The following is a 24,933-nucleotide window of genomic DNA, read 5'->3' as shown; positions in this document are numbered from 1 at the left end:
ATGTGAAAAAGTTTGTCGGAGTTTAACAAAGGTTTTATTAAAATTAAGATAGTATCACTATAAAAATTCTCGAAATTTAAGGCATAAAAATTTGATAGCAGACGAAATTTTAGAAAATCTTTCAACACAAATTTCACCTGAAGAATACCAAAGTTATATCAAGCAATTAAAATTTAACGAAAAGGCTTCAGACGATCATATTATCGTATTTACTGCACCAAATGAGTTGATGGCTAAATTTATAAATACAAGATATGCTGATAAAATCGCTCATCTATATGAAGTTAGAACAGGCATAAAACCAAATATAGAAATTTCATCTACTAAAAGTAGCAAGATATCAAAACAAAATCAAATAAATGTTAAGCAGATAAAAACACAAAGTAGCATTTTAAATCCAAGCTACACATTTGAAAATTTTGTCTGTGGTGCTTCAAATCAATACGCATTTTTAAGTGCAAAAGCAGCCGCTGAAAAACCTGGCGTACTTTATAATCCACTTTTTATATATGGCACGACGGGACTTGGCAAGACTCACTTACTCCAGTCAGTCGGAAATCACTGCCTAAATAAAGGAAAAACCGTTATTTGTGTAACTAGCGAACAATTTATGATAGATTTTACCAGTCACATAAATAACCACTCAATGCCAAAATTTCGTGAAAAATATAGAAACTGCGATGTTTTACTAATAGACGATGTGCAGTTTCTTGGTAAAACTGATAAAATCCAAGAGGAATTTTTCAACACATATAATGAGCTTTTAGCAAAAAATGGTCAAATAGTTATGACTTCAGATCGACCTCCAAAGACACTAAAAGGCTTTGAGGATAGGATGATTTCAAGATTTGATAAGGCTTTTATGGCTGATATTACGCCACCTGAACTTGATACAAAGATAGCCATCATCATCAAAAAATGCGAGTTTGATAAAATCGATCTAAATAAAGAGGTTATAAACTACATAGCTACAAACATGGGGGATAATATCCGTGAGATCGAGGGAGCTATCATAAATTTAAACGTATTTAAAACTCTTATGAAAGAAGAGATCACACTCGATCTTGCAAAAAGTATATTAAAAGATCTGATCAAAGAAAAACGTGAAAATATAAATTTCGATACTATCGTTGAAATAGTTAGTAAAGAGCTAAACATCAAACAAAGTGATATAAAAAGCAAATCAAGAGTTACAAATATCGTAGAAGCAAGACGAATCATCATATATCTTGCAAAGATGCTTACAACAAACTCAATGCCACAAATTGCAAACTATTTTGGTATGAAAGATCACAGTGCTGTTAGTCATAATATTAAAAAGATAAATGAGCTAATACAAACTAATGAAATTTTTAGTCTAAAAGTTACTGAATTAAAAAACAAAATTTTGACAAAAGGATAAAATACAATATGAAATTTGTGAATAAATGTGAAAAAGAAAATATAATTTTTCACATTTCAAATAGCTGTATTTCGGTGTTTAAAAGCACTTTTCACTTTTTAACATCACCTACTAAAACAAAAAAATTAAATTTAAAAATAGAAGGAAGTTTTTAATGAAGGTTTTAATAAACAAAAATATGCTTGAAAGCATAGTAACAAATACAAATCCATATCTTGAAAAAAGAGATCTTAGTGCTATAACTTCTCACATTTATATCTCAGCAAAAGATGGTGTTTTAAATATAAAAGCAACTGATCATGAAATAGGTCTAGCATATAAACTAAGTAATGTAAAAATCGTTGATGAAGGTTATGCAACTGCAAATGGTAAAAAACTACTTGACATTATAAAAAGTCTAAAAGACGAAGAAGTGATGTTAGAAACTGTAAATAACTATCTTTATATAAAACAAAAAAACTCAAAATATAAACTTCCAATGTATAAATTTGAAGATTTTCCAGAATTTCCAACAATTGAGGGTAAATCAAAATTTGATGTCGATGCTGTTATGTTAGGAAGAAGTTTAAAGAAAATTTTACCAAGTATTGATAGTAATAACCCAAAATTTGAACTAAATGGTGCTTTCCTTGATATTAAACAAGACTTTATAAACATCGTTGGTACTGATACTAGAAGACTTAGTGTATTTAAATTTCAAACACCAACTGAAAAAGAATTTTCACTTATAATCCCTAAAAAAGCTATCAATGAAATACAAAAACTATTTTTTGACAAGATAGAAATTTACTATGATGAAAATATATTAATCGCTCAAAGCCAAAATTTTGAGTTTTTCACAAAACTTATAAATGGTAAATTTCCAGACTATGAGCGTGTCATACCAAAAGAGGTCAGAAAAAGACTTCAGCTAAGTAGAGATAAGATGATAGAGGGTATAAAAACTATCTCAATGCTAAGTGATACAATGAAAATAACTTTTTCAAAAGACAATATAACATTTGAAAGTGTTATAGAAGATAACTCTGAAGCAAAAACTATGATTGATTATCAAACTGGCTTAGAGCTTGGAGATGAATTTTTCATAGGTATAAAAAATAGATATCTACTTGACTTTTTAAGTAGCATAGAGGATGAAAATTTTGAGCTTGGATTTAATGAAAGCTCACTAGCATTTGTTGTAAATTCAAAAGAATTAACAACAGTAATAATGCCGATAAATTTATAAGATAAGGCAAGATTATGGAAAATAATTATGGCGCAGAAAATATTAAAGTACTAAAAGGTCTTGAGGCGGTTAGAAAGCGCCCAGGCATGTATATAGGCGATACTAACATAAGCGGTCTTCACCATATGATCTACGAAGTCGTTGATAACTCTATCGACGAGGCGATGGCAGGATACTGTGATACGATAGATGTTGAGCTTACACGTGAGGGCTCAGCGATCATCAGCGATAATGGCCGTGGTATCCCAGTGGATATGCACCCAACTGAGAAAATTTCAGCTGCGACTGTTGTTCTAACTGTACTTCACGCTGGTGGTAAATTTGACAAGGATACTTATAAGGTCTCAGGCGGTCTTCACGGTGTTGGTGTATCTGTTGTAAATGCTCTTTCTAAAAAGCTGGTCGTAAATATCAAACGTGATGGTAAGCTTCACAGACAAGAATTTGCAAAAGGCATCCCACAAAGCGATCTTGAAGTGATAAAAACTACAAACCGCACAGGCACACAAGTCGAGTTTTGGCCAGATGATAGCATATTTGAAGTGACTGAATTTGACGATGAAATTTTAGTAAAGAGATTTCGCGAGCTAGCTTATCTAAACCCAAAGATAACTATAAATTTCAAAGATCAAAGAAATGGCAGAAGCGAGAGCTTTCATTTTGAGGGTGGGTTAGAGAGCTTTGTAACTGATATGAACAAGGCAAATGCTGTCAGTAAAGCAGTATCATTTAGTGGCGGCGAAGATGACGTGCTTGTTGATTTTGCACTACTTTACAACGACACTTATAGTGAAAATTTACTAAGCTTTGTAAATAACATCAAAACTCCAGATGGTGGTACGCATGAGGCTGGATTTAGAGCAGGCCTTACAAGAGTTATCACAAACTACGTTCAAGCAAATGCTGCTGCACGTGAAAAAGATACAAAGATAACTGGCGAAGATATCCGCGAGGGACTTATCGCAGTTGTTAGTGTAAAAGTGCCAGAGCCGCAGTTTGAGGGACAAACAAAGGGTAAACTAGGATCAAGCTACGTAAAACCGATCGTTCAAAAGATGGTTTTTGACGTGCTTACAAAGTATTTTGAAGAAAATCCTATCGAAGCAAGAGCGATAATGGAAAAAGCCCTAATGGCAGCTCGTGGTCGCGAAGCTGCTAAAAAAGCAAGGGATCTAACTCGTAAAAAAGAGAGCATGAGCGTAGGCACACTCCCTGGTAAGCTAGCTGATTGTCAGAGTAAAGACCCAGTAATTAGCGAGCTATACCTAGTGGAGGGCGACTCTGCGGGCGGTTCTGCAAAGCAAGGACGTGATAGAGTTTTTCAAGCGATATTGCCGCTTAAGGGTAAAATTCTAAACGTTGAAAAGGCAAGACTAGATAAAATTTTAAAGTCTGATGAGATAAAAAATATGATAACAGCGCTAGGCTGCGGTATCGGAGATGAATTCGACGCTGAGAAGCTTAGATATCATAAGATCATCATCATGACCGACGCCGACGTCGATGGTAGTCACATCCAGACGCTACTTTTAACATTTTTCTTTAGATTTTTAAATAAAGTTGTTGAAAATGGCCACATCTATCTAGCTCAGCCGCCACTTTACCGCTATAAAAAAGGTAAGAAAGAAATTTATCTAAAAGATGAAAAGGCATTAAACGAATTTCTTATCGAAACTGGCATCGAGGGCGTTGATATAGAGGGCATTGGCAGTGCGGATTTGATTGATTTTTTAAAGATCGTTGCAGCTTATAGAAGCGTCTTAAAAGAGCTTGAAAAACGCTTTAACGTCCTTTCAGCGATCCGCTATATGATAGAAAATCCAGACATCGTCTCAAAAAGCTACAATGAAATTTTTGAAATTTTAAGAGACTTCTTAAAAGCTGAGGGTCACAACATCTTAAACCACTACGTTAGCGATGATGAGGTTAGAATTTATGTCCAAACTGAAAGTGGCCTAGAAGAGCTTGTGGTAAATGAAAATTTATTCACAAATCCACTCTATGAAGAGGCGCTTTACATCAGCCAAAAGATAAAAGAGCGCGGCCTAGACTTACATAGTGACGTTATAGACGTGCTTGATGAAGTAGAGAAAAATGCGAAAAAAGGTGCATATATTCAGCGCTACAAAGGTCTTGGTGAGATGAACCCTGAGCAACTTTGGGAAACTACGATGAACCCTGAGAACAGAAGACTTTTAAAGATAGATATAAACGACGCTATAAGCGCTTCTGATACGTTTAATCTCTTTATGGGCGATGAGGTCGAGCCAAGAAGAAACTACATCCAAGACCACGCAAAAGACGTTAAACACTTGGATATTTAAAAGAAAAAGGATAAAAGATGAGCGAAGAGCTAGATATGAAATATGGCGAAAAAATTTTGAAAGAATTTGACGTAGAGAGTGACCTTGAGGTCTGGGAAAATAAGCAAACAAGGGACTATGTCATAAAGATCACACTGCCTGAGTTTTGCTGCCTTTGCCCTCGCTCTGGTTATCCTGATTTTGCTACGATATATCTTGAGTACATACCAAACAAGCTTGTAGTCGAGCTAAAAGCGATAAAGCTTTATATAAATAGCTTTATGAACCGCAACATCAGCCACGAAGATAGTATAAATGAAATTTACTCTGTTTTAGAAAAAAAACTTGAGCCTAAATTTATGAAGATAGTTGGTGACTTTAACCCACGTGGAAATGTCCATACGGTTATCGAGATCAGCTCTGATCTAGTCGTAAAAAAGCCAGCTGAAGAGAAAGAATTTACTCCAAGAAGTAGAGAAAGAAGCTTTAGCGACAAGCCACGCGAGAGACGAAGTACAAGCGATCGTGGCAGCAGCAGGGGCAGCAGAGATGATAAATTTAAAAAAGATGACAAACCAAGAAGAAGCTCAAACAAAGAGGGCTTTAGAAAGATAAGCTATGCCGATGATAAGAAGCCAAAAGTAGTCAAAAAGGATAAATAATGATAAGTGCTAAGCTTATAGAACATATCTTTAAAGCAGCATCTATATCACGTTGGAACGACTATCCAAAGATGACAAATTTAGTCGAGCTTGATAAGCAGGCTCATAAATTTATCATCGCTTATTTCATAGCAAAACAAGAGCAAGACGCCGATATGAACTATATCATTGAGGCTGGAATTTTTGAGTTTTTAAGTAGGGTCGTGGTCACTGACATACGTCCAGACGTCTTTCACCATATCCAAAAGACAAAAAAAGAGCAGATAAATAGCTGGGTTTTAAGTAATCTTGATAGCCTTATTTCAGATATTGAAGATGGCGAGTTTTTAGAGAGATTTAAAAGTTATTTTAAAAGTGATAAAAAGCATGAAAAAGAACGCCTTATCCTAAAAGCAGCTAGCTATCTTGCCACTAGGTGGGAATTTTCTATCGTCTATCAAACGAGCCAGTTTTTAAGCGATATAGAAGAGCTTAAAGCCAAGGTCGAGGAGGAGATGGAGGATTATTACGAGTTAATTGGCGTTAGAAAGATCGCTATGAATCAAAAATTAGCCCGCCTTGTAGATCTAAGTGGCAGGCTAAGGTTTCAAAAGCGCTGGGCACAAACGCCTCGCATCCCTGAAACTGCGGTCTTAGGGCATATGCTAGTTGTTGCGATACTTAGCTATTTTTACTCGCTAAAAGCAAAAGCTTGCAAAAAACGGCTAGAAAATAACTTCTTTTGTGCGCTATTTCACGACCTACCAGAGAGTCTTACAAGGGACATCATAAGCCCTGTAAAATACGGTGTAAAAGGGCTAAATGAGATAATCAGTGAGTATGAAATGAGGCTTATTGATGAGAGGATTTTGCCATTTGTGCCTGAAAAGATCAAAGATGAGTTTAGCTACATCCTTGGCATCAGAAAAGATGGTGAAAAATTTATAAAAGATGAGTTTGAAAATAGAACTTACGAGCGTAAAATCATATGCCACGAAGGGACTATGGAAAACGTAAATGAGGATAAATTTAACCCAATCGATGGCAAAGCACTAAAATACTGCGACAAGCTCTCAGCCTACATTGAAGCTGGAATTTCTATAAGCTACGGCGTCAAATCAAAAGAGTTAACTGACGGCTTTAATAATATGTATAAATTTTTTAGCGAAAAACCTAAGATCGATGGAGTGGATTTTTTAGAAATTTGTGATGATTTTAATGAGCATTTTGGTTTAGAAAGACCCCCTCTCAGATAACTGCGGCACACACTTAATACAAGTGCTCTGCTGTGTTCCCACCCTGAAGCGGTGCTCATAAAAAGCATTGCACAGGTCTAAGAAGGAGCTTCGCAATCATACAAAAACTATACTTAAATTTTGTTTTATAGTTACATTTTTAAAAATTTAGCTTTAAAAGTATATAATCAGCCCAAATTTCATAAAAAGTAGAGTAATGTCTGGAAAGTTTAAACTTCGTTTTTTATCAGCTTTTAGAGATTTTTTTATCTATCATCACAAATCTTTAGAGTTTCGTGCAAAAATTTTTGCCGCTATGATCTCTGCTAAATTTGACCCAGACGAAGATGATTTTTTTGTTTTAAATGACATTACAAATGAAATTTATGAAAATGACCAAACCAGAAAAGACTTTTTGATCCAAACTGTTAAAGAGTATGTAGCAAGAGTTAAAAGAAACGATAGGATAACGCTTGATGCACTACTTTTAAGCATTGATAAAGACCTGAAAGATCACAAAAGATACGCCAAAAAGATAGATTTTTCTCACCTTCGTCGCTTGATGAGTGGCTGTGAGGAAGAAATTTTAGTCCAGCAAAGAGTTTATGAGTTTTTAATAAACGAAGTTAAACTCTATTCTTAAAATTATCATTCATTTTAAATTTTTAATCATCAACTAGCATAAAAATTATTTCTTCATCTGAATAGCAGTCTGGATCATCTCATCACTTGTTGTGATACTTTTTGCACTAGCCTCATAAGCCTTTTGCGTGACTATAACCTCACTTAGCGCTTGACCAAGATCGACGTTACTCATTTCAAGTTTATTTGCAAGAATTTGTGAGCCATAAATGGTCTCACCAGCTTTATTTTTATAAAAAAATGCTTCACCTGAATTTGGAGTTGCCTCATAGAGATTATCACCCACTTTTGATACGCCCTGTTCATTTTGGAAGTGATATAGAGCTATTTTTGCAACTATAAATGAGCGAGAATTGTCAAAATTTGCCATGATATTACCACGGTCATCTACGCTATATTTTGTGAGATTTCCCTCGGCATAGCCATCTGCTTTTATGACAAAGTCTTTTTTTGAATTGGCCGAGCTTGTTATGCCATTATAGACATTCGCATCTCCATCGCCAAGAAAATTTAAAGCTACGTTTCCAACGCTTGTTAATGTATTTGTAACAAGTCTACCGCTACCATCAAAAGTAAGTGTTCCCATAGCTGTATTTTGTACAACACCATTAGCATCAGTTATCGTAGCTGTAGCATTCCAGGTAGTTTGATTGCCACCTTGAGGGATTTGCTTTGTAAAATTTATAGTTACTAAGCTCTTCGTACCATCGCTGTTATATATCTCTGAACTTAGTTTTTCTTTATTAGCTACTTCAACTAGTGATGTAACTTCGGCTTTTACATCTAAGCTAGCAAAATTCATAAATTTTAGGCTTTTATTATTTATATGCCAGCTACCATCGCTCTCTAGTGTGGTTGAAAACTCACTAATTTTACCATCACCGTCTTTTACTTTTACCACTACGCTATCACCTGCTTTTGCGCCAAATCTTGTCTGACTTAGCGGAATTTGCCCATTTAGTGAGATAGTTTTGTTTGTATTATCAAGTGTATAATTAAAATTTGCCGCATCAATGGCTGTTGTTCGCTTATCTGTTATAAGGCTTGAGTCTAGGTTGCCTTTTAAATTTATATTTTTTGTTTGCTTGGCTGGCATATATAAAAAATGAGGTAAATTTATACTTTTTTGTGAGCCAGTATCGCCTAGTTTTAGATCCTCTTCTTTTGCTGTAAATGCCTGCGTGGTACCTTTTGTTTGACCATATTTTCTAAGAGCATTAGCACTTGGAGTGACTGGAGTAAAACTTGTTAACGTACCAAGAAGCAAGTTGCCTTTATTATCTACTAAATTTCCAGCCCCATCTATATCAAAGCTACCTGTTCTTGTGTAGTAGTTTTTACCATTTTTATCAACGACACCAAAAAATCCTTTACCGCCTATGGCTAGGTCGAAGTTATTATCAGTATTTTGAAAACTACCATTTGTCATCTTTAAAGCTGTCGTTTGTTTTGTAGCTCCAAGACCTACTTGATTGTTAGTTGGACCACTTCCAGCGGAAGCCATATGTTGATTGATTAAATTTTTAAACTCAGGGATTGAAGCTTTAAAACCTACGTTGTTGATATTTGAGATATTATTTGCCCAAACATCCATGCCAAAGCTTTGTGTTTTAATGCCACTAATTCCGTTGTAAAAACCTCTCATCATGGCTTTTATCCTTCGTAAAATTCAGATATTTTATCCATTGGGACATATTCGCCTGCGATTTTTATCATGGCTTTGCCATCTACAAATTTTACTGCCTCAACTGGATAGCTACCTACTTGAGTCTTGTATGAATTACCATCTTTTCCAGTGTAATTAACAGATACTGTATATGCGCCGTTTGGTAATTGTTTTCCAGAATCATCTTTGCCATCCCAAGATATTCTGCGAACTCCTGACTTTAGATCTTTTATATCGATTGAACGAACGACCTCTCCATTTGCATTTTTAATTTCGAGCTTACCATTTGCAAGATCTGATTTAAAATAAAGTGCAAAATTTACAGTTTTTTGCTCATCTGTTAGTAAAACTGAGTTTGAACCAGTTGAGACCATTTTGCCAAGAGCTGATATGGCGTAGGCATTTGCATTTGATTTTAATTGATTTACAAGCTCTTTCATAGCTGAGTTTGTATTTTGTTGCATCTCTAGTGATGCCAGTTGGCTAGTTTGCGTAAGCATCTTTTCAGTATCCATAGGACTTGTTGGGTCTTGATACTGAAGCTCTGTTAAAAGTAGCTTCATAAATGCATCTTTATCTAGCTGCGCATTTGGGTTAGTTCCTGTGCCAGCTGCTGCATCTTGCTTTGCTTTTGCCTTTTTCTCGGCATTTTTTTGTTGTGTTGTTTGTGTAGTTATATCTGAAACTGAAGCCATGATCTCTCCTAAATATATCTTGGTATTACTAGCTCAAGCAAGCTTTGTTCCGCTTGAGTGTTTTCGCTCTCATCGCTTTGATTTGAGCTGTATTTATTCTTTGCTTGTTCTTTTTTATCTTGTCTTTGGTTTTGGTCTGAGAAATTCATCTCAAGCTCGGTAAATCCCATATTTACAAGGCTGTTTTTAAACTCAGCCTGGTTTTGTAAAAAGAGATTCATCGTAGCCGTGGTTGAGTTAAAATTTACATGTAAGTTATTGCCGCGATTTACCATCGTGATCTCAACTTCGCCTAAATTTAGTGGATTAAGCGTGATGTTAAAACGAGTGATTGGAGCTTTGTAGTTTTGAACCTGCTCTTTTAGTGTAGAAGAGAAGTTACTAAGCGTCTCTTTTATCTCAGCCTTTGTTTGAAGCTGGTGTTTGGCGCTACTAGCGATATCTTTTACCATTTGATTTAGTTCTGATTTATTATCGCTGTTAAATGTCTCTTTGCTCTCTAAATTCTCATTTTTCTGTTGTTCTCTTTCAGGGAAGAGTAGCGACTCGAGAGTTGGAGCTTTTTGCGCCTTTTGCTCGTGTAAATTTACCTTTACTTTAGGCTGCTCGTCTGGCTCAACATCCACTATCTCATCATCAAGCTTTACCTCGCTATCTAGCTTTTTAGGCTCTTCTTTTACTAAATTTTTAGTTTCATTAGTTGGATTTGCTACTACCTCTTTTAACAAAGTATCAAGCTTTAAGACCTCTTTTGGTTCGTTTTTGATGATGGTTTGCTCGACCTCGTTTTTTAGCTCTTTTAGGTAAAAAGGCTTCTCTTCGGTCTTTATCGGTGTGAAAAATTCTTTCTTGCCTAAATTTTTAAACATCTCATTTAGTTTTGGCACGTCTTCATTTGAAATTTCTATATTTTCAAGGCCAAGGTCAAATTTCTTAGCAAGGTCGATAAGATCGCTAACGCTTTTAACGTTGCTAAGCTCTTCGACGTTTTCAGGCACACTTAAGAAATTTGCTATTTTGTCGCTGAAATTTGGAAATTTACTTACTTTTTCATTGCCATTTAGTATTTCTAAAACTTGCAAAAGCTGCATGAAATTTGCATTTTCATAAAGCTCATTTTTTGTATTTTCGTCTAAATTTTCTTCAAGTGCAGTTGAAATTTTTGCCACGCTTTCGCTTTGTGCTTTTTGCAGTGTCTCTTTTTGAGTGGTAACCGTTTTTACTATCTCTTTGACATCTTTTTCAGTGATTTTTTGGCCGCTATTTGCCTTGCTCGCAGCTGCATCTAAAACCATCGACAAAAATTCGCCGTTGTTTTGAGATTTTTTAGAAACAGAGGGCTTTTTACCTCCAGTAGGAGCTAGCAAATCTACGTTATTTTTCGCTGTATAAGCTTGCATTTAAACCTTTCAAATTTTTAAACTTAATGCCAAGCATGCAAAATCTATTCCAAAAATTAATTTCTTGATATCAGCTTAAAATTTATAAAAATTTGGCTATAATCTGCCCCTATTTTAAAACTGACAAACGAAAAATAGCAAACTAATAAACGGAGAAAAATTTGGAAAAGATACGAAATATAGCCGTTATCGCACACGTCGACCACGGTAAAACAACAATGGTTGATGAGCTTTTGAAACAGTCAGGAACATTTAACGAGCATCAAAACCTTGGCGAGCGTGTAATGGATAGCAACGACATCGAAAGAGAGCGTGGCATCACGATTCTTTCTAAAAATACTGCCATTCGCTACAAAGATACAAAGATCAACATCATCGACACCCCAGGCCACGCCGACTTTGGTGGAGAGGTTGAGCGTGTTCTTAAGATGGTTGATGGCGTTTTGCTACTTGTCGATGCGCAAGAAGGCGTTATGCCACAGACTAAATTTGTCGTCAAAAAGGCGCTCTCACTAGGACTTCGTCCAATCGTCGTCGTAAATAAGATAGACAAACCTGCAGGCGATCCAGACCGCGTTATAAATGAAATTTTTGACCTTTTTGTTGCACTTGATGCAAATGACGAGCAGTTAGAATTTCCAGTCGTTTATGCTGCTGCTAAAAATGGCTATGCAAAGCTAAAACTAAGCGATGAAAATGTAAATATGCAGCCACTTTTTGAGACTATCTTGGCTCACGTACCAGCTCCAAGTGGTAGCGATGAAAACCCGCTTCAGCTTCAAGTGTTTACTCTTGATTATGATAACTACGTCGGCAAGATCGGCATCGCGAGAATTTTTAACGGCAAGATATCTAAAAACCAAAATGTTATGCTTGCAAAGGCTGATGGTACAAAGACAACTGGTAGAATTTCAAAGTTAATTGGTTTTATGGGTCTTGAAAGAACCGATATTAACGAAGCTGGTACTGGCGACATCGTAGCGATCGCTGGTTTTGATGCGCTTGACGTTGGCGATAGCGTCGTTGATCCAAACAACCCTCATCCGCTTGATCCACTCCATATCGAAGAGCCAACACTTAGCGTTGTATTTTCTGTAAATGATGGCCCATTAGCAGGTACTGAGGGCAAACACGTCACATCAAATAAGATCGATGAGCGCCTTGCAAACGAGATGAAGACAAATATCGCGATGAAATACGAAAACATCGGCGAGGGCAAATTTAAAGTAAGTGGCCGTGGTGAGCTTCAGATTACTATTTTGGCTGAAAATATGCGCCGCGAGGGGTATGAGTTTTTACTTGGCAGACCTGAGGTCATCGTAAAAGAGATAAACGGCGTAAAATGCGAGCCATACGAGCTTTTAGTTATCGATGCACCTGATGATACGACAGGCACAGTCATAGAAAAACTAGGTAAAAGAAAAGCGGAAATGGTCTCTATGAACCCAACAGGCGATGGCCAAACAAGGATCGAGTTTGAGATCCCAGCGCGTGGGCTTATCGGCTTTAGAAGCCAGTTTTTGACTGATACAAAAGGCGAGGGTGTTATGAACCACAGCTTTTTGGAGTTTAGACCACTTAGTGGAACCGTCGAGCACAGAACAAATGGCGCACTAGTTTCTATGGAAAACGGCGTAACGCTTGCCTATTCGCTATTTAACTTACAAGATCGTGGCGTGCTTTTCCTTGATCCACAAGCAAAAGTCTATGTGGGTATGATCATCGGTGAGCACAGCCGTCCAAACGATCTTGATGTAAATCCTATCAAGGGTAAAAACCTAACAAACGTGCGTGCTAGCGGTAGTGACGATGCAATCAAGCTTGTGCCACCTAGAAAGCTAAGCCTTGAACGCGCACTAGAGTGGATAGAAGATGACGAGCTAGTCGAGGTTACACCTATAAATATCCGCGTTCGCAAGCGCTATTTAGACCCAACAGAGCGCAAAAGAAAAGCGAAACTTTAATCAAATTTTATCATTTTAGCCCCTTTGTAAAGGGGCTAATAATTGAACTCTAAAAACAGCAAATAAATTTCTATAAATTTCTCATATTTTTTTGCATTATTTATTTAAGTTGGCTTTGTTCAAGACGAAATAGAGCCATTCTCTCTCATCTAAAATTTATCAACCTTAAAACTATTTATGCTTTAAAATACCATACTTACTTTTCTATTTTTGCTTTTAATGTAATCAATACAAAAATGCTTAGTTTATGCTAGAATCGGCGAAAATTTAAAGGGAACCGATGAAAAAACTAAAATTTATCTTTGCTCTCGCCGCCGCGTTTATTTTTGGCGGCTGCTACGAGACGACGCTACTTACGCGCGTGCCGATCTCCGCGCTTATTTCGGATAAAAGCTCGGACGTGAAATCCACGATCGTGCTAACGGATATAACGCCGCAGACGTACGTTACGAAAACGGTAACGGACAACGTGCGGGTTTTCGTCCCGGACGCTAAATTTAAGGACTTCCCGACTGGAGAAACCGCCTATGAGATGAGCGTTAGCGCCGGCAAGGGCGAAAAGGGCGGCAAAAACTCGGATAAGCGCGCCGTGCGGATATATCTAAGCCAAGACGGCGACGTCTACGGCAAGCTTAGTAAAAACATACTCGAGCAGTACGCGGGTGCGGCGAAGCAGAAAATGGACCCGACGCTAAAAGCGGCGATCAAATTTGAAAACGACACAAAGGATGTCTATGAGCTGGTCGTGGGCAACGAGTTTAAGGCGAGCGACGAGGCGCAGACGGGCGGCGTTTATACCTTGGCGCCGGGACAGGTTACGGGGGCTATCTGGGCGGATAGCATGGCGATAAATGCGGCGATCGCGGGCAAAGCGGTCAAAATTGGCACTCTAAAAAAAGCGGCGAAATGAAAAGCGTAAAAATCGGTTTCATCGGCGGCGGAAATATGGGCGGCGCGATGATAGAGGTGCTTTGGCGCACTCAGTGCAGTGAGGCTAACTCGGGACGAAGCTCGGCTGAGGACGAGCGAAAATCCAGCGGCGGCAGCGAGGTGCGCGGGGCGGAAAATCTGTCACAAACGAGCGATACGGCGAGCCCGCGCGAATGTGAAAAAAAGACGAAATTTGAAATCATAGCCTGCGCCAGAAGCAAAAACGAAGCTTTGTGGCAAAGATTCGGCATAAAAATAACCGCGAGCGAAACGGATCTAGTGCGCGAAGCGGACGCGGTCGTGCTGGCTACCAAGCCCGCTAGCTACGAGGTTATCTTGCGCCTGATCGCACCCGAGCTTGCGGGCAAAATTTTGCTTCTTTTGGCGCCGAGTTTTGACATAAAGCGCGCTAGGCAAATCGTAGGCGAGGGCGTTTATATCGCTCGCGCGATGCCAAATATAGCAGCTAGCATCGGAGCGTCAGCCACGGCTCTTTGCTTTGACGCTGGGTTTAGCGAGGCTAAGAAAGAGACCGTGCGCGAGATAATCTCTAAAATCGGTAAAATTTACGAGATAGACGAGGCCGGGTTTGCCGCATTTACGGGTATCGCGGGAAGCCTGCCCGCGTATGCGTGCGCCTTTATAGAGGCTGCGGCCGATGCGGGCGTGCGGGGCGGACTGCCTAGGCGGCTTTGCTACGACTCCGTCTGCGCAGCCGTGGAAGGTACGGCGCGTCTGATCCAAAGCGGCAAGCACCCGGCCGCGCTAAAAGACGAGGTCTGCTCGCCGGCGGGAATCACGATCGAAGGACTTACCGCGCTTGAAAAAGGCGGATTTCGCGGCGCCTTGATGCAGGCTATCGCCGCTTGCATCGCCAAAGCGAGGGATTAGGTAAATTTAAAGGATAAAAATGAAAGTCTTATTATTTGCGCTACTTGCGGCGATAAATTTATTCGCTAGCGAGCCAGGCCTTTCGCCATTGCTAGCCGCAGATACGCTAGAAAAGCTCAAAAAATGCAAAAATCCAGACCTAAACGCCACCAAAGAGTGCGTGCAAGCGGGCATGGTAGCTGTTAACTTAAAGCAAGACTACGGCGCGGCGGAGGGGCTATTTAGCCTAGCCTGCGCCAAAGGAGACGGCGAGGGCTGCTTTTATCTGGGCGAACTTTATAAAAACAACCTAGTAAAAGCCGCGGATAAGAGCGAGCGCGAGACTAAGATTAGCGCGTATTACAAGGCTAGCTGCGTCCTTTACGAGTATTTGCCGGTTGCTTGGCGCTAGCCAATTTCATACAAGAAGAGCTGGGCGACGAGGTGCAGTCGTTTGCGATAAACAATACCCTATGCAACAAAAAATACGCTCCCGGATGCTACAACGTGGGTTGGATGATAGAGCGAACGGGAGGCGATATTGGCGAGATGATGGAGTATTACGAGCGCTCGTGTAAGCTAGGCTACGTAGGCGGCTGCGCGAGAGCGGCGTGGCTGTATGAGGGAAATTTCAACGAAAACAGATACGAGCAAGTAAAAAAAGACGCGAAAAAGGCAAAGCAAATGCGAAAAAAGGCGTGCGAGCTAGGCGATAAGCAAAGCTGTTAAATTGACAATAAGGCGTTTTGACAAAAATTTTAAAACGATAAAACTCTAGAAAGTCTTAGCATAGCCAGCAATGTAGAGTAGTAACTTTTAGTATATTTATAAATACTGTAAGAGTTTTACTAATTTATGTTTTTAAGTTTATAAAAACTTTGCCATACTTTTTATAGTAGCTAGTGAAGTAAAGTTAAATTTTTACTTCACTAGATCCATAATTAAAATTTTTACAGAGCTTGTAAGCTAGAAAAATTTTACTTATACCTTCAGCAATTAAGCCATCCAATAAAACTCATTGATAAATTTTCTGCCAAATCTTATTTTTAATAAAAATGAATATTAACTTTCTTAAATAAAGCTAAATACAACAATGTAATTTTAAGCCATTAGGTTATAAGATTTTTTTAAATTTTATTTTTAAGGATTGCAACATGAAAATGCTATTTTTAGCCCCTGTCTTAGCATGTAGTCTTGCTTTTAGTGCCGATGTCATCGCAAAAGATGCCAATATAACGCTAGATGGCAAGATGATAGGAAAGATCGAGGTTTTAACGCCAGTTGAAGTCGTCGAAAAAGGTGATAAAACGAGTAAGATCAAGGTTAATGGCGTAGTTTCGGCAAACTATTTAGCCCAACTTCAAAGAAGTATAGAAGATCCTGAAGTTTTTGTAGCTTTTAATGACGAGAGCGAGGCAAATTTCAAAAAAGTAAAAGACCTTGAAGACGACTACGGCGAGGTTTGGTATCAAGTTGATGGCGTTTATGAAGTGCCAAATGACGCACTTGGTGGCAACCAAAAAGAGCTTTACGCAAAGGCAAAGAAAATTTACGAAGAGACCTGCTCGGCATGTCACAGGCTACATGAACCAAACAGCTTTACAGCGGCTCAGTGGCCAGCAAATTTAGCTGGAATGGTCGATGCAAAATTTGTAGCACTAGACGAAACTGACCTAAATTTAGTGCTCAAATACTTACAACACAATGCCAAAAAAGTAAAATAAATTTTCATAAGGGAGAAAATATGAAAAGACGAGATTTCATAAAATTTTCTGCGCTTGCAGCCACTGCGGCACAAGCAAGTAGGATTGAAGGCGTGACAAAAACCATTTTTGACCAAAACAAAACCTTTGGCGCAAATAGATTTGGGCTATTTTGGGCAAATACCAACTCAAATCAAATCGTCTCTGTTGATCCATTTGAGGGCGATAAATTCCCAAATACCATGAATAATAGCTTGCCAGACCTCATCCAAAACGAAAGCCGCGTGCTCTATCCATACGTAAGAAAGAGCTACTTAAAGGCAAAAGGCGCAGCAAAAAGTGAGCTTCGTGGCAAGGAAGAATTTGTGCGTGTTAGCTGGGATACAGCACTTGATTTAGCTGCAAAAGCCTTAAAAGAAAATTTTGACAAATATGGCCCTGAAAGCATCTACGGCGAATGCTACTGGTGGGGTGGCAGCGGTAAGATCAGCTGGGGCAGAACCGTTGGTCACAGGATGCTAAAAGTGCTTGGCGGATACGTAGAAGAGAGCGGCGACTACTCAACGGGTGCTGGCCTTGTCATCATGCCTCACGTTTTAGGCAACAGCGCCGTTTATGATGCTCCGACAAAGTGGGAGGCTATCGCTAAAAACGCTAAAAATGTTGTATTTTGGGGTACTGACCCGCTTGTGACTGGTCAAATTTCATGGCAGCCACCAACACATGATGGCTATCTTGGCATCAAAAAGATAAAAGAGGCAGGCATAAAAACTTATAGTGTTTGCGTCTTTAAAAACGACACCACAAGATACCTTGACTCTGAAGCTATCATCGTTCGTCCAAATACTGACGTAGCAATGATGCTTGGTATGTGCCACTATCTTTATGAAAACAATCTTTATGACGAAGAATTTATAAAAAAATACACAGTTGGTTTCAATAAATTTAAAGACTACTTGCTTGGCACAACCGACAAAGTGGTAAAAGATATAAACTGGGCTAGTAAAATTTGTGGCGTAAAAGCTGAAGAGATTGCAAAATTTGCTACTGTACTCGCAAAAGAGCCAAGCATTATCATCGCTGGTAGATCACTTCAAAGACAAGACCATGGCGAAATGGGCTTTTGGGGTATCGTAACACTTAGTGCGATGCTTGGCCACATCGGCAAAGAGGGTCTTGGATTTGAGTTTAACCTCTACTACGGAAACGGCAGTACTGATAAGATAGCACCTGCTCTAAAAGGTATCAGTACTAGGATAAGCGAGAAATATGAAAATGTAGATGGTGCTCCATGGAAGAAATTTAAAAACGTAACCATCCCATCTTCAAGATCAATCGAAGCTTTGCAAAATCCTGGCAAAGAGTTAGATTATGATGGCTCTAAGATCAAACTTCCACATATGAGAGTAGCTTATATGGCCTCTGGTTCGATGTTTACAAGGCATCAGGACGTAAATAACGCCGTTAAAGCGTGGCGTAAATTTGATACTGTTATCACAGCTGAGCCATACTGGACAAGCACAGCTAAACTAAGCGATATCGTCTTACCAGTGGCACTTGAAGTCGAGAGAAATGACATCAACCAAAGCGTCCCATCAAGCGAATACATCGTGGCATACAAACCAGTAGTTGAGCCAATGGGCGAAAGTAGAAGCGACTACTGGATATGCTCACAAATTTGCAAACGCTGGGGCAGAGAAGAGGTCTTTACTGAGGGTAAAGATGAGCTTGGCTGGGCAAAAGAATTTTACGCAGACGCAGTAGAGCAAGCTAAGGCACTAGATCTTAAAATGCCAAGCTTTGATGAGTTTTGGAAAGAGGGCTATGTCAAATTTGACAAAGACAATGAAGAGACAAAATACTACACAAGACTTAGTGCATTTAGAGAAAATCCGCACAAAAATCGCCTTGGCACGCCATCAGGCAAGATAGAGATATACTCTCCAACTATCGCTAAATTTGGTTACAAAGACTTTGCTCCACACTTTGCTTGGATCGAGCCGTTTGAGTGGCTTGGTAGTGAAAAAGCTAAGAAATATCCATTTAGCATCACAACCCCACACTCAAGATACCGCTTGCACTCTCAGCTAAATAACTCAATAATTAGAAACTACGCTGAAGTAAGCGCAAGAGAGCCGATGTTAATAAACACAAACGACGCTAAGAAAAAAGGCATCGCGACTGGCGACGTGGTGAGAGTATTTAACGACAGGGGCGAAATTCTGGTCGGTGCGCTTGTCACTGACATCATCCCAGAGCACGTCATCGCTATTTGCGAAGGTGCGTGGTACGACCCTGAAGTGTTAGGCGAGAAGAGCCTTTGCAAGCATGGCTGCATCAATGTCCTAACACGCGACAAAGGCACATCTAGTATCGCTCAAAGCAACTGCGGACATACGATACTAGCTGATCTTGAAAAATATAAAGGCGAGATCAAACCAATAACTGCCTTTTCTAAACCAAAAATTTTACAATCTTTGTAGATTTTATATAAATTTAGCCCTCGTTTGGGGGCTAAATTATTTTTAGGTCATTTATATCTTCAAATTTGATCCTAGTTTTTACAACCATAAGAGTTTTATTTTTGAAATTTACATCGGAGATTAGCCCTCTAATACTTGCATAGGTATAACCGTCATGGTAGCTTACGTATACTTCATCAGCTGCTCTTAGCCTGCTTATCTTTTTTAAAATTTCATCGACTTTGCTCTCATCAAGCTCTAGTTTTTCGCATTTCTCACGCTCTTTTTGTCGTAAGGCTCGCTCTAAGGTTGATAGCGGATTAAACGAGCTAAAAATTTTTGCTCTATCTTTACTCGCCACTTTTGTGCCCTCCGATCTTTTTATTTCGGTCTTGCCCAGTGGCTTCTGGTAGTAGATCGATCGCTCTTAAAACCGAGTTTTTACCAAATTTTTCTTTTATGAGATTTAGGGATTTTAAAACTGCCTTTTCTTTAGTATCATCCTCAAAAAGACTAGAGTGAGCTAGGCTCTCTTTTACTACGTCATTTGCACTAATGCTAATTTGCCTAATGAGCCCAACATTTTTTATCTTATTTAAGAGCAACTCTTCGGCTGAACTCATCAGCATGCTTGAAACATTTGTTGGTGTTTTAAACCGAACGCTTGCACGTTGTAGTGGCTCAAGCTTGTCGGCAAATTTTATATTTATCGTTATTCCACTTGCCATTACTTCTTTGTTGATCATCCTAAGCGCTAGCCTATCAGCCATCTCTTTTAGTACGACTACCGCCTCACAACGCTCGTAGTCTCTTGGTAAAATTTCAGAGCTAAAGTAGGATTTTGTGCTTGGTTTATATGCTTTTATGTCAGCTATTGTCGTTGGCTCTATGCCATTTGCGTGGTCTATTGTTATATATGCATCAACTCCAAAAAATTTCTCAAGCAAGCTTCTCGGAGCATTTGCTATATCTTTCATACAAAAAATTCCATGTTTTTCCAGCTTTAGCCTAGTTTGCTTACCGATACGCCAAAAGTCATCTAACGGTTGATGTGTCCAAAGACGTTCTTTATAAAGCTGCTCGTCTAAAAATGCAATCCCATCATCACTGTGCTTAGCCAGGATATCAAGGGCGATTTTTGCAAGGTATAAATTTGTGCCCATGCCACAGGTGGCCGTCACGCCAGTAGTTTTTAAAATTTCATCCATTATCTTTTTGGCTATGGATTTTGCGTCGGTATTATAAAATTTAACATAAGAAGTAAGATCGATAAAGGCCTCATCGATAGAATAGACGTAGATATCATCTTTTGAAACATACTTTAGGTATATCTCATAAATTTTAGCCGCATAGTCGATGTAAAACTGCATTCTAGGCGGTGCGATGATAAATTTTATAGCCTTTGGTATTTCAAAAAGCCTGCATCTATTTTTCACACCTTTGGCTCTAAGAGCTGGACTAACGGCTAGGCAAACACTTCCGTTGCCACGACTATCGTCAGCCACGACCAGATCGGCTTTAAACGGGTCAAGTCCTCGCTCCACGCACTCAACTGAGGCGTAAAATGACTTTAGATCAATGACGGCATAAAATTTTTGCACTTCGTTTTTCATGGAGTGATTATAGATGAAAATTAGTAAAAGTTTGTTTTTGAAAAATCGATCTTAAGGCTAAAATTTCTAATAAAAATTTTTTAGAAATAAAATAATTAAAATGGATAAATTTTACTAGTGGAGCCAGAGCAAATGCAACGCACAACGAAGTTAATATAATTGGTTCTACTATCGAAAAAAGTAGACAATCAGGTGTTTATATTGATTTAACAGATAGAAGTGATGTGAATTCTAGCAAAGTAAAAATAAAAATGGCGAGTCTATGCTTGGGGCTTTTGCTATGCCAACATTTGATAACAGCAACGAAGATGCCAAAATAGATGGCAGAGTTAGAAACTATGGACTTGGTATTTTTTCAAGGCTAAATTTACCGCGTGATTTTTATATCGATCTCATGGCAAAAGCTGGTAGAAGCCAAACTAAGGTTGATGCAAAAGATGTGGATTATAAAATCTCAATGCCATATTACAATGCTAGCTTTGGCGTCGGCAAAAAGATAAAATTTGATAGTTTTATGCTTGATAGTGGGCTAAACTACGCACTCTCTTATGTCGGTAGCGATGAGGCAGATATCGGACAAAGCACATTAAAATTTAGCAGCGTTACATCAAGTAGAGCTAAAATTTACTCAAAAATAGCCTATGATGCTGGCAAATTTAATCCTTATGGAAAAATTAGTGCTGAGTATAAATTTAATACAAAATCAAAAATAGCAGTGATCCAAGAAGACGAGGAGATCAGCCTAACTCAAAAAGGCACGAGCTCAGAGGTTGAGGTCGGTCTAAGATATACGCTAACTTATGCGACACTCATAAATTTTGGCATAGCACAATCTTTTGGCAAAAAAGATCAAAGCAGCGTAAAAACTTCAGTTTGCTTATAGATTCTAAAAATTTAGTGGCTTTTTGGCCACTAAATTTACTTATTTTTATAGATTTAGCCGTAAATTTTCTTTAAATTTTCAAGCTTTGTACTAGCATTTAGTAGTAACATATCGGCGATAACTAGCCTTATCATCGCGGTTGTAACGACGCTTCCTCGTATGCCTATACAAGGATCGTGCCTGCCTCTTAGCTCAAAATCTACCACTTCGCCAGCTAAATTTAGCGTCTTTTGCTCTTTAAATATCGAAGGCGTAGGCTTAAAATGGCTCTTTAACACGATCTCAGCGCCGCTACTTATGCCGCCAAGTATGCCACCAGCGTTATTGCTTAAAAAACCAAGCTCGTCCATCTCGTCATTGTTTGCTGAGCCAAGCATGGAGCTTACATTTACGCCAGCACCTATCTCAACGGCCTTTACGCCGTTTATGCCCATCAAAGCAGCTGCTAGAGCGCTATCAAGCTTATCATAAAGTGGCTCACCAAGACCAGCTGGCACTCCTCTAGCCACGCTTAAAACCACAGCTCCTACACTATCGTGCTCGCTTCTAGCTTTATTTATCACTTCTTTCATCGCTTCTTCGTTGCCAAGGGCGTAAATTTGAGAATTTTTAGCAAAGTTAAAGTCTATTTTGTCGCTAAAAACTTTGCCTATACCAAGTACTCCACTTAAAATTTCTATATTAAACTCATTTAAAAGCAGCTGCGCAAAAGCCCCACCAGCTACTCTAACAGCCGTTTCTCTTGCGCTTGAGCGTCCGCCGCCTCTGTGATCTCTAAAGCCATATTTTTTGAAATATGTAAAATCAGCATGGCCTGGACGGAAAATTTCACGTAAATTTTCATAGTCGTTTGACTTTTGGTTGTTGTTAAAAATGGCAAAACCTATCGGCGCTCCAGTGCTTATGCCATCAAAGACACCGCTAAAAATTTCTATCTTATCGGCTTCATCTCTTGCGGTTGTAAAGTTGCTTTGTCCGGGACGGCGTCTATCTAGCTCGCTTTGGATGAAATCTGTATCGATCTTTAGCCCAGCTGGAAGTCCGTCTATCACGCCACCGATCGCCACCCCGTGGCTCTCGCCAAAGGTTGTTAAGGTTAGTTTTTTGCCAAATGTATTCAAAATTTTTCCTATTTTTTGATTTTTTCTAGTGCGATTTTTGCTGCGAGCTGTTGGGCTTGCTTTTTAGAGCTGCCAACGGCGCGTGAAATTTCTTTGCCATTTAGTAGCAAGGCTATCTCAAATTCTTTCTTGTGATCAGGACCTGACGTGCCGATGAGTTCGTATGTCGGGATGACACCAAGACTGGCCTGAGTGATCTCTTGAAGAGCAGTTTTGTAGTCCTTTTCGAGGTGTGCAAAGTCGATCTGTGGATAGCAAAGTTCAAGCAAAGCGATCGAAATTTCTCGCACTTTATCAAGTCCAGCCTCAAGGTAGATAGCGCCCATCACAGCCTCAAATGCGTCGCTTAAAATGCTATCTTTCTCACGTCCGCCATTGTTTTCTTCAGCTGTGCTTAGCCTTAAAAATTTACCCATTTTTAGATGCCTTGCCATATTTGCAAAGCTTTTTTCATTTACAAGCGCGGCTCTTAGCTTACTCATGTCGCCCTCTGCGATCTTGCTAAATTTCTTAAAAAGATACTCAGCCACAAGCAGATCCATCACCGCATCACCCAAAAACTCTAGCCTCTCGTTATTTAGAGCCTGCTTTGTGCTCTTGTGCGTTAGGGCCTCTTCTAAAAGCTCAGTTTTTTTAAATTTATATCCAAGATTCTTTTCAAATTCTTCTAAATTTTTCATATTTTATTCTCATCTTTTATTTTTAATGCCTCGTCTCTTGCCATCTGGTCGCACTCCTCGTTTTCAGGGTGTCCAGCGTGCCCTTTAACCCAGCTAGCCACGACTTTATGTGGCTTTGAAATCTCTAAATACTCCTGCCAAAGCTCGACATTTTTTACATTTTTAAAATTTCTCTTTTGCCAGTTTGCAAGCCACTCATTTATGCTATTTACCACGTATGAGCTATCGGTAAAAAGCCTTACTTCGCAGGGCTCTTTTAACGCTTTTAGCCCCATTATCGTAGCTTTTAACTCCATTTGATTATTTGTAGTAAATGCCTCTCCGCCGCTTGCTTTTTTCTGCGCTTCGTTAAATCTCAATATATACGCCCAGCCGCCAGCTCCAGGGTTTCCAAGGCACGAGCCGTCGCTAAAAAGTGTTACTATCTTCACTTGCTTTTTCTGTGATGTGGGATAAAATTTTGACACTTCCTAGCTCGTGGCAGACTGGACAGCGGTAAAAGTGCATGGGAAATGAGTTTTTGCAGCTTTTGCAAACGTAGTTAAAGCTTAGCCCAGCCGCGTCAAATTTAGCGTCTTTTAGTTTTTTGATGACGTTTAGCTCAAAGCCATAAATTTCACATGGCTCATCTATATCGCCCTTTGCGTAAAAGAGTGATTTGTACTTTGGATCGCTTAAATTTATAGGCGTTTTTAGATTATAAAGCAGATCGATCACATCTTCAAAACGAGCAAAATCTTTTAAATTTTCTAAATTTTCATTGTGCCTTATGAAAAGTGCTAAGATCATGCGTTTTAAAAGCTCAAAATTTTGGCTAAGGTGGGAGAGAATTTCTACCTTTTCACTAAAGCTTAAATTTCTATCATCAAGCGTGCTGATCGCCTTTATATAGGCTTTTTGATCTTTTACATTTACACCAAGTTCTTCAAGAGAATTTAACGCATAAAGAGCTTCTTTGTAGTTTTTAAGTTTTTCATCTATCATCGTTAAAAAGCGAAGTGCAAGCACATTTCTTGGGCTTAGTTCAAGCACTTTTTCAAAGACTTCGCTAGCTTTTTTTAAAAATCCGGCCTTAAAATAGACCTCTCCAAGCTCGTTTAGGATAAATTCTTTTTCATTTTTATCTCTAACTTTGCCAAGTGCTATGAGATAAACACTAATTGATTTTTCAAAATCACCATTTTTAGCAAAAGTTTGCCCTAGCATGCAAAGGCTTTGAGCGTCTATCTCTGGGCTTTGTAGCATCTGCTTATGCTCGCTACTTATGCCGTCTTTGCTATCAAATTTTCTTATAAATTTTTCAATGCGTTTTTTCTCATCTTTGCTTGAAAAGATACCCCAAGCATAGCTTAATGCAGCTATCATCAAAATAATGCTAAATAAAATAATAAGGCTAAATATCGGATCTCTGTGCCCAATGAAAAAAATATCCACGCTCATACTTTGTAATAAAATTTTACTTTAATTATAACAAAGCGGTTGTATAATTTTGCTT

At 38.8% G+C, this 24,933-nt stretch carries 22 protein-coding genes, 1 other RNA gene and 1 pseudogene; 14 read left to right on the top strand and 10 right to left on the bottom strand.

What is annotated here, in order from left to right; genetic code table 11:
* Positions 1 to 91 precede the first annotated feature (91 nt).
* The 5 genes from dnaA to CVS97_RS07175 all read left to right on the top strand — a co-directional run bounded on the left by dnaA (position 92) and on the right by CVS97_RS07175 (position 6,830).
* On the top strand, positions 92 to 1,402 hold the full coding sequence (dnaA, locus tag CVS97_RS07195) for a chromosomal replication initiator protein DnaA (protein ID WP_021090297.1): 1,311 nt from the start codon (positions 92 to 94) through the stop codon (positions 1,400 to 1,402).
* A gap of 154 nt (positions 1,403 to 1,556) precedes the next feature.
* Complete coding sequence (dnaN, locus tag CVS97_RS07190; RefSeq protein WP_107785606.1) at positions 1,557 to 2,630, top strand: DNA polymerase III subunit beta; 1,074 nt, start codon at positions 1,557 to 1,559, stop codon at positions 2,628 to 2,630.
* Between the two features lie 14 nt (positions 2,631 to 2,644).
* Positions 2,645 to 4,954, top strand: a complete 2,310-nt coding sequence (gene gyrB, locus CVS97_RS07185) for a DNA topoisomerase (ATP-hydrolyzing) subunit B (RefSeq protein ID WP_107775671.1) — start codon at positions 2,645 to 2,647, stop codon at positions 4,952 to 4,954.
* A 17-nt stretch (positions 4,955 to 4,971) separates the two neighbouring features.
* On the top strand, positions 4,972 to 5,595 hold the full coding sequence (queF, locus tag CVS97_RS07180; protein ID WP_234401401.1) for a preQ(1) synthase: 624 nt from the start codon (positions 4,972 to 4,974) through the stop codon (positions 5,593 to 5,595).
* Positions 5,595 to 6,830 carry an HD domain-containing protein gene (locus CVS97_RS07175; RefSeq protein ID WP_084109965.1) on the top strand — a complete coding sequence of 412 codons (1,236 nt, stop codon included), beginning with the start codon at positions 5,595 to 5,597 and terminating at the stop codon, positions 6,828 to 6,830. The genes queF and CVS97_RS07175 overlap by 1 nt, the downstream gene beginning before the upstream one ends.
* On the opposite strand, the gene ffs is transcribed toward CVS97_RS07175, so the two are convergent.
* An RNA gene (ffs, locus tag CVS97_RS07170) (signal recognition particle sRNA small type) lies at positions 6,817 to 6,914 on the bottom strand. The two genes, CVS97_RS07175 and ffs, sit on opposite strands and share 14 nt — an antisense overlap.
* A gap of 112 nt (positions 6,915 to 7,026) precedes the next feature.
* On the opposite strand from ffs, the gene CVS97_RS07165 reads away from it, so the two are divergent.
* Positions 7,027 to 7,452, top strand: coding sequence for a hypothetical protein (locus CVS97_RS07165; protein WP_072595304.1), 426 nt, complete (start codon positions 7,027 to 7,029; stop codon positions 7,450 to 7,452).
* A 45-nt stretch (positions 7,453 to 7,497) separates the two neighbouring features.
* Here CVS97_RS07165 and CVS97_RS07160 read toward each other — a convergent pair whose 3' ends face one another.
* Genes CVS97_RS07160 through CVS97_RS07150 form a run of 3 tightly spaced genes read right to left on the bottom strand, consistent with a single transcriptional unit; the run spans position 7,498 to position 11,212 of the window.
* Entirely contained in the window at positions 7,498 to 9,096 is a 1,599-nt protein-coding gene (locus CVS97_RS07160; protein WP_107785684.1) for a flagellar hook protein FlgE, read from the bottom strand.
* Between the two features lie 8 nt (positions 9,097 to 9,104).
* Positions 9,105 to 9,812 carry a flagellar basal body rod modification protein gene (locus CVS97_RS07155; RefSeq protein WP_021090228.1) on the bottom strand — a complete coding sequence of 236 codons (708 nt, stop codon included), beginning with the start codon at positions 9,810 to 9,812 and terminating at the stop codon, positions 9,105 to 9,107.
* A gap of 8 nt (positions 9,813 to 9,820) precedes the next feature.
* Positions 9,821 to 11,212 carry a flagellar hook-length control protein FliK gene (locus CVS97_RS07150; protein ID WP_107785605.1) on the bottom strand — a complete coding sequence of 464 codons (1,392 nt, stop codon included), beginning with the start codon at positions 11,210 to 11,212 and terminating at the stop codon, positions 9,821 to 9,823.
* Between the two features lie 161 nt (positions 11,213 to 11,373).
* Here CVS97_RS07150 and typA point away from each other — a divergent pair, with 161 nt between their 5' ends.
* From typA to CVS97_RS07115, 7 genes are all read left to right on the top strand, one after another.
* The gene (typA, locus tag CVS97_RS07145; protein WP_084109967.1) at positions 11,374 to 13,176 is read left to right on the top strand and encodes a translational GTPase TypA; all 1,803 of its coding nucleotides are present in this window, start codon (positions 11,374 to 11,376) and stop codon (positions 13,174 to 13,176) included.
* Positions 13,177 to 13,708: 532 nt separating this feature from the next.
* Complete coding sequence (locus CVS97_RS09440) at positions 13,709 to 14,086, top strand: hypothetical protein (protein ID WP_234401900.1); 378 nt, start codon at positions 13,709 to 13,711, stop codon at positions 14,084 to 14,086.
* The gene (gene proC / locus CVS97_RS07135; RefSeq protein ID WP_107785603.1) at positions 14,083 to 14,997 is read left to right on the top strand and encodes a pyrroline-5-carboxylate reductase; all 915 of its coding nucleotides are present in this window, start codon (positions 14,083 to 14,085) and stop codon (positions 14,995 to 14,997) included. The genes CVS97_RS09440 and proC overlap by 4 nt, the downstream gene beginning before the upstream one ends.
* Before the next feature lie 19 nt (positions 14,998 to 15,016).
* Positions 15,017 to 15,388: a hypothetical protein gene (locus CVS97_RS07130; protein ID WP_107785602.1), complete on the top strand. Its 372-nt coding sequence runs from the start codon at positions 15,017 to 15,019 to the stop codon at positions 15,386 to 15,388.
* On the top strand, positions 15,379 to 15,705 hold the full coding sequence (locus CVS97_RS07125; RefSeq protein ID WP_107785601.1) for a sel1 repeat family protein: 327 nt from the start codon (positions 15,379 to 15,381) through the stop codon (positions 15,703 to 15,705). The genes CVS97_RS07130 and CVS97_RS07125 overlap by 10 nt, the downstream gene beginning before the upstream one ends.
* 425 nt (positions 15,706 to 16,130) lie before the next feature.
* The gene (locus tag CVS97_RS07120; protein WP_107785600.1) at positions 16,131 to 16,700 is read left to right on the top strand and encodes a hypothetical protein; all 570 of its coding nucleotides are present in this window, start codon (positions 16,131 to 16,133) and stop codon (positions 16,698 to 16,700) included.
* 20 nt (positions 16,701 to 16,720) lie between these two features.
* Positions 16,721 to 19,162 carry a molybdopterin-dependent oxidoreductase gene (locus CVS97_RS07115; RefSeq protein ID WP_107785599.1) on the top strand — a complete coding sequence of 814 codons (2,442 nt, stop codon included), beginning with the start codon at positions 16,721 to 16,723 and terminating at the stop codon, positions 19,160 to 19,162.
* A gap of 31 nt (positions 19,163 to 19,193) precedes the next feature.
* On the opposite strand, the gene CVS97_RS07110 is transcribed toward CVS97_RS07115, so the two are convergent.
* Together CVS97_RS07110 and CVS97_RS07105 are read right to left on the bottom strand one after the other, a co-directional pair.
* Positions 19,194 to 19,502: a YolD-like family protein gene (locus CVS97_RS07110; RefSeq protein ID WP_107785598.1), complete on the bottom strand. Its 309-nt coding sequence runs from the start codon at positions 19,500 to 19,502 to the stop codon at positions 19,194 to 19,196.
* Positions 19,492 to 20,754 (bottom strand): DNA repair protein, encoded by a 1,263-nt coding sequence (locus tag CVS97_RS07105; protein ID WP_107785597.1) that lies wholly within the window; start codon positions 20,752 to 20,754, stop codon positions 19,492 to 19,494. Before CVS97_RS07105 ends, CVS97_RS07110 begins: the two co-directional genes overlap by 11 nt.
* Positions 20,755 to 21,010: 256 nt before the next feature.
* Here CVS97_RS07105 and CVS97_RS07100 point away from each other — a divergent pair.
* A pseudogene (locus CVS97_RS07100) lies at positions 21,011 to 21,637 on the top strand (autotransporter outer membrane beta-barrel domain-containing protein); the annotation flags it as partial.
* A gap of 53 nt (positions 21,638 to 21,690) precedes the next feature.
* Here the strand turns inward: CVS97_RS07100 and aroC are convergent.
* From aroC to CVS97_RS07080, 4 genes are read right to left on the bottom strand one after another with little or no spacing between them, the layout of a single operon-like run.
* Complete coding sequence (aroC, locus tag CVS97_RS07095) at positions 21,691 to 22,758, bottom strand: chorismate synthase (RefSeq protein WP_107785595.1); 1,068 nt, start codon at positions 22,756 to 22,758, stop codon at positions 21,691 to 21,693.
* Between the two features lie 8 nt (positions 22,759 to 22,766).
* Positions 22,767 to 23,438 carry a ribonuclease III gene (gene rnc / locus CVS97_RS07090; RefSeq protein WP_107785594.1) on the bottom strand — a complete coding sequence of 224 codons (672 nt, stop codon included), beginning with the start codon at positions 23,436 to 23,438 and terminating at the stop codon, positions 22,767 to 22,769.
* Positions 23,435 to 23,869 carry a ribonuclease HI gene (rnhA, locus tag CVS97_RS07085; RefSeq protein ID WP_107785593.1) on the bottom strand — a complete coding sequence of 145 codons (435 nt, stop codon included), beginning with the start codon at positions 23,867 to 23,869 and terminating at the stop codon, positions 23,435 to 23,437. Before rnhA ends, rnc begins: the two co-directional genes overlap by 4 nt.
* Positions 23,847 to 24,878: a tetratricopeptide repeat protein gene (locus CVS97_RS07080; protein ID WP_234401399.1), complete on the bottom strand. Its 1,032-nt coding sequence runs from the start codon at positions 24,876 to 24,878 to the stop codon at positions 23,847 to 23,849. Before CVS97_RS07080 ends, rnhA begins: the two co-directional genes overlap by 23 nt.
* Positions 24,879 to 24,933: the final 55 nt, after the last annotated feature.

Source organism: Campylobacter concisus, assembly GCF_003049735.1.
Lineage (GTDB): Bacteria > Campylobacterota > Campylobacteria > Campylobacterales > Campylobacteraceae > Campylobacter_A > Campylobacter_A concisus_AN.
The sequence above is the reverse complement of the archived record's forward strand: the minus strand, read 5'-3'. Positions and strand labels throughout refer to the sequence as shown.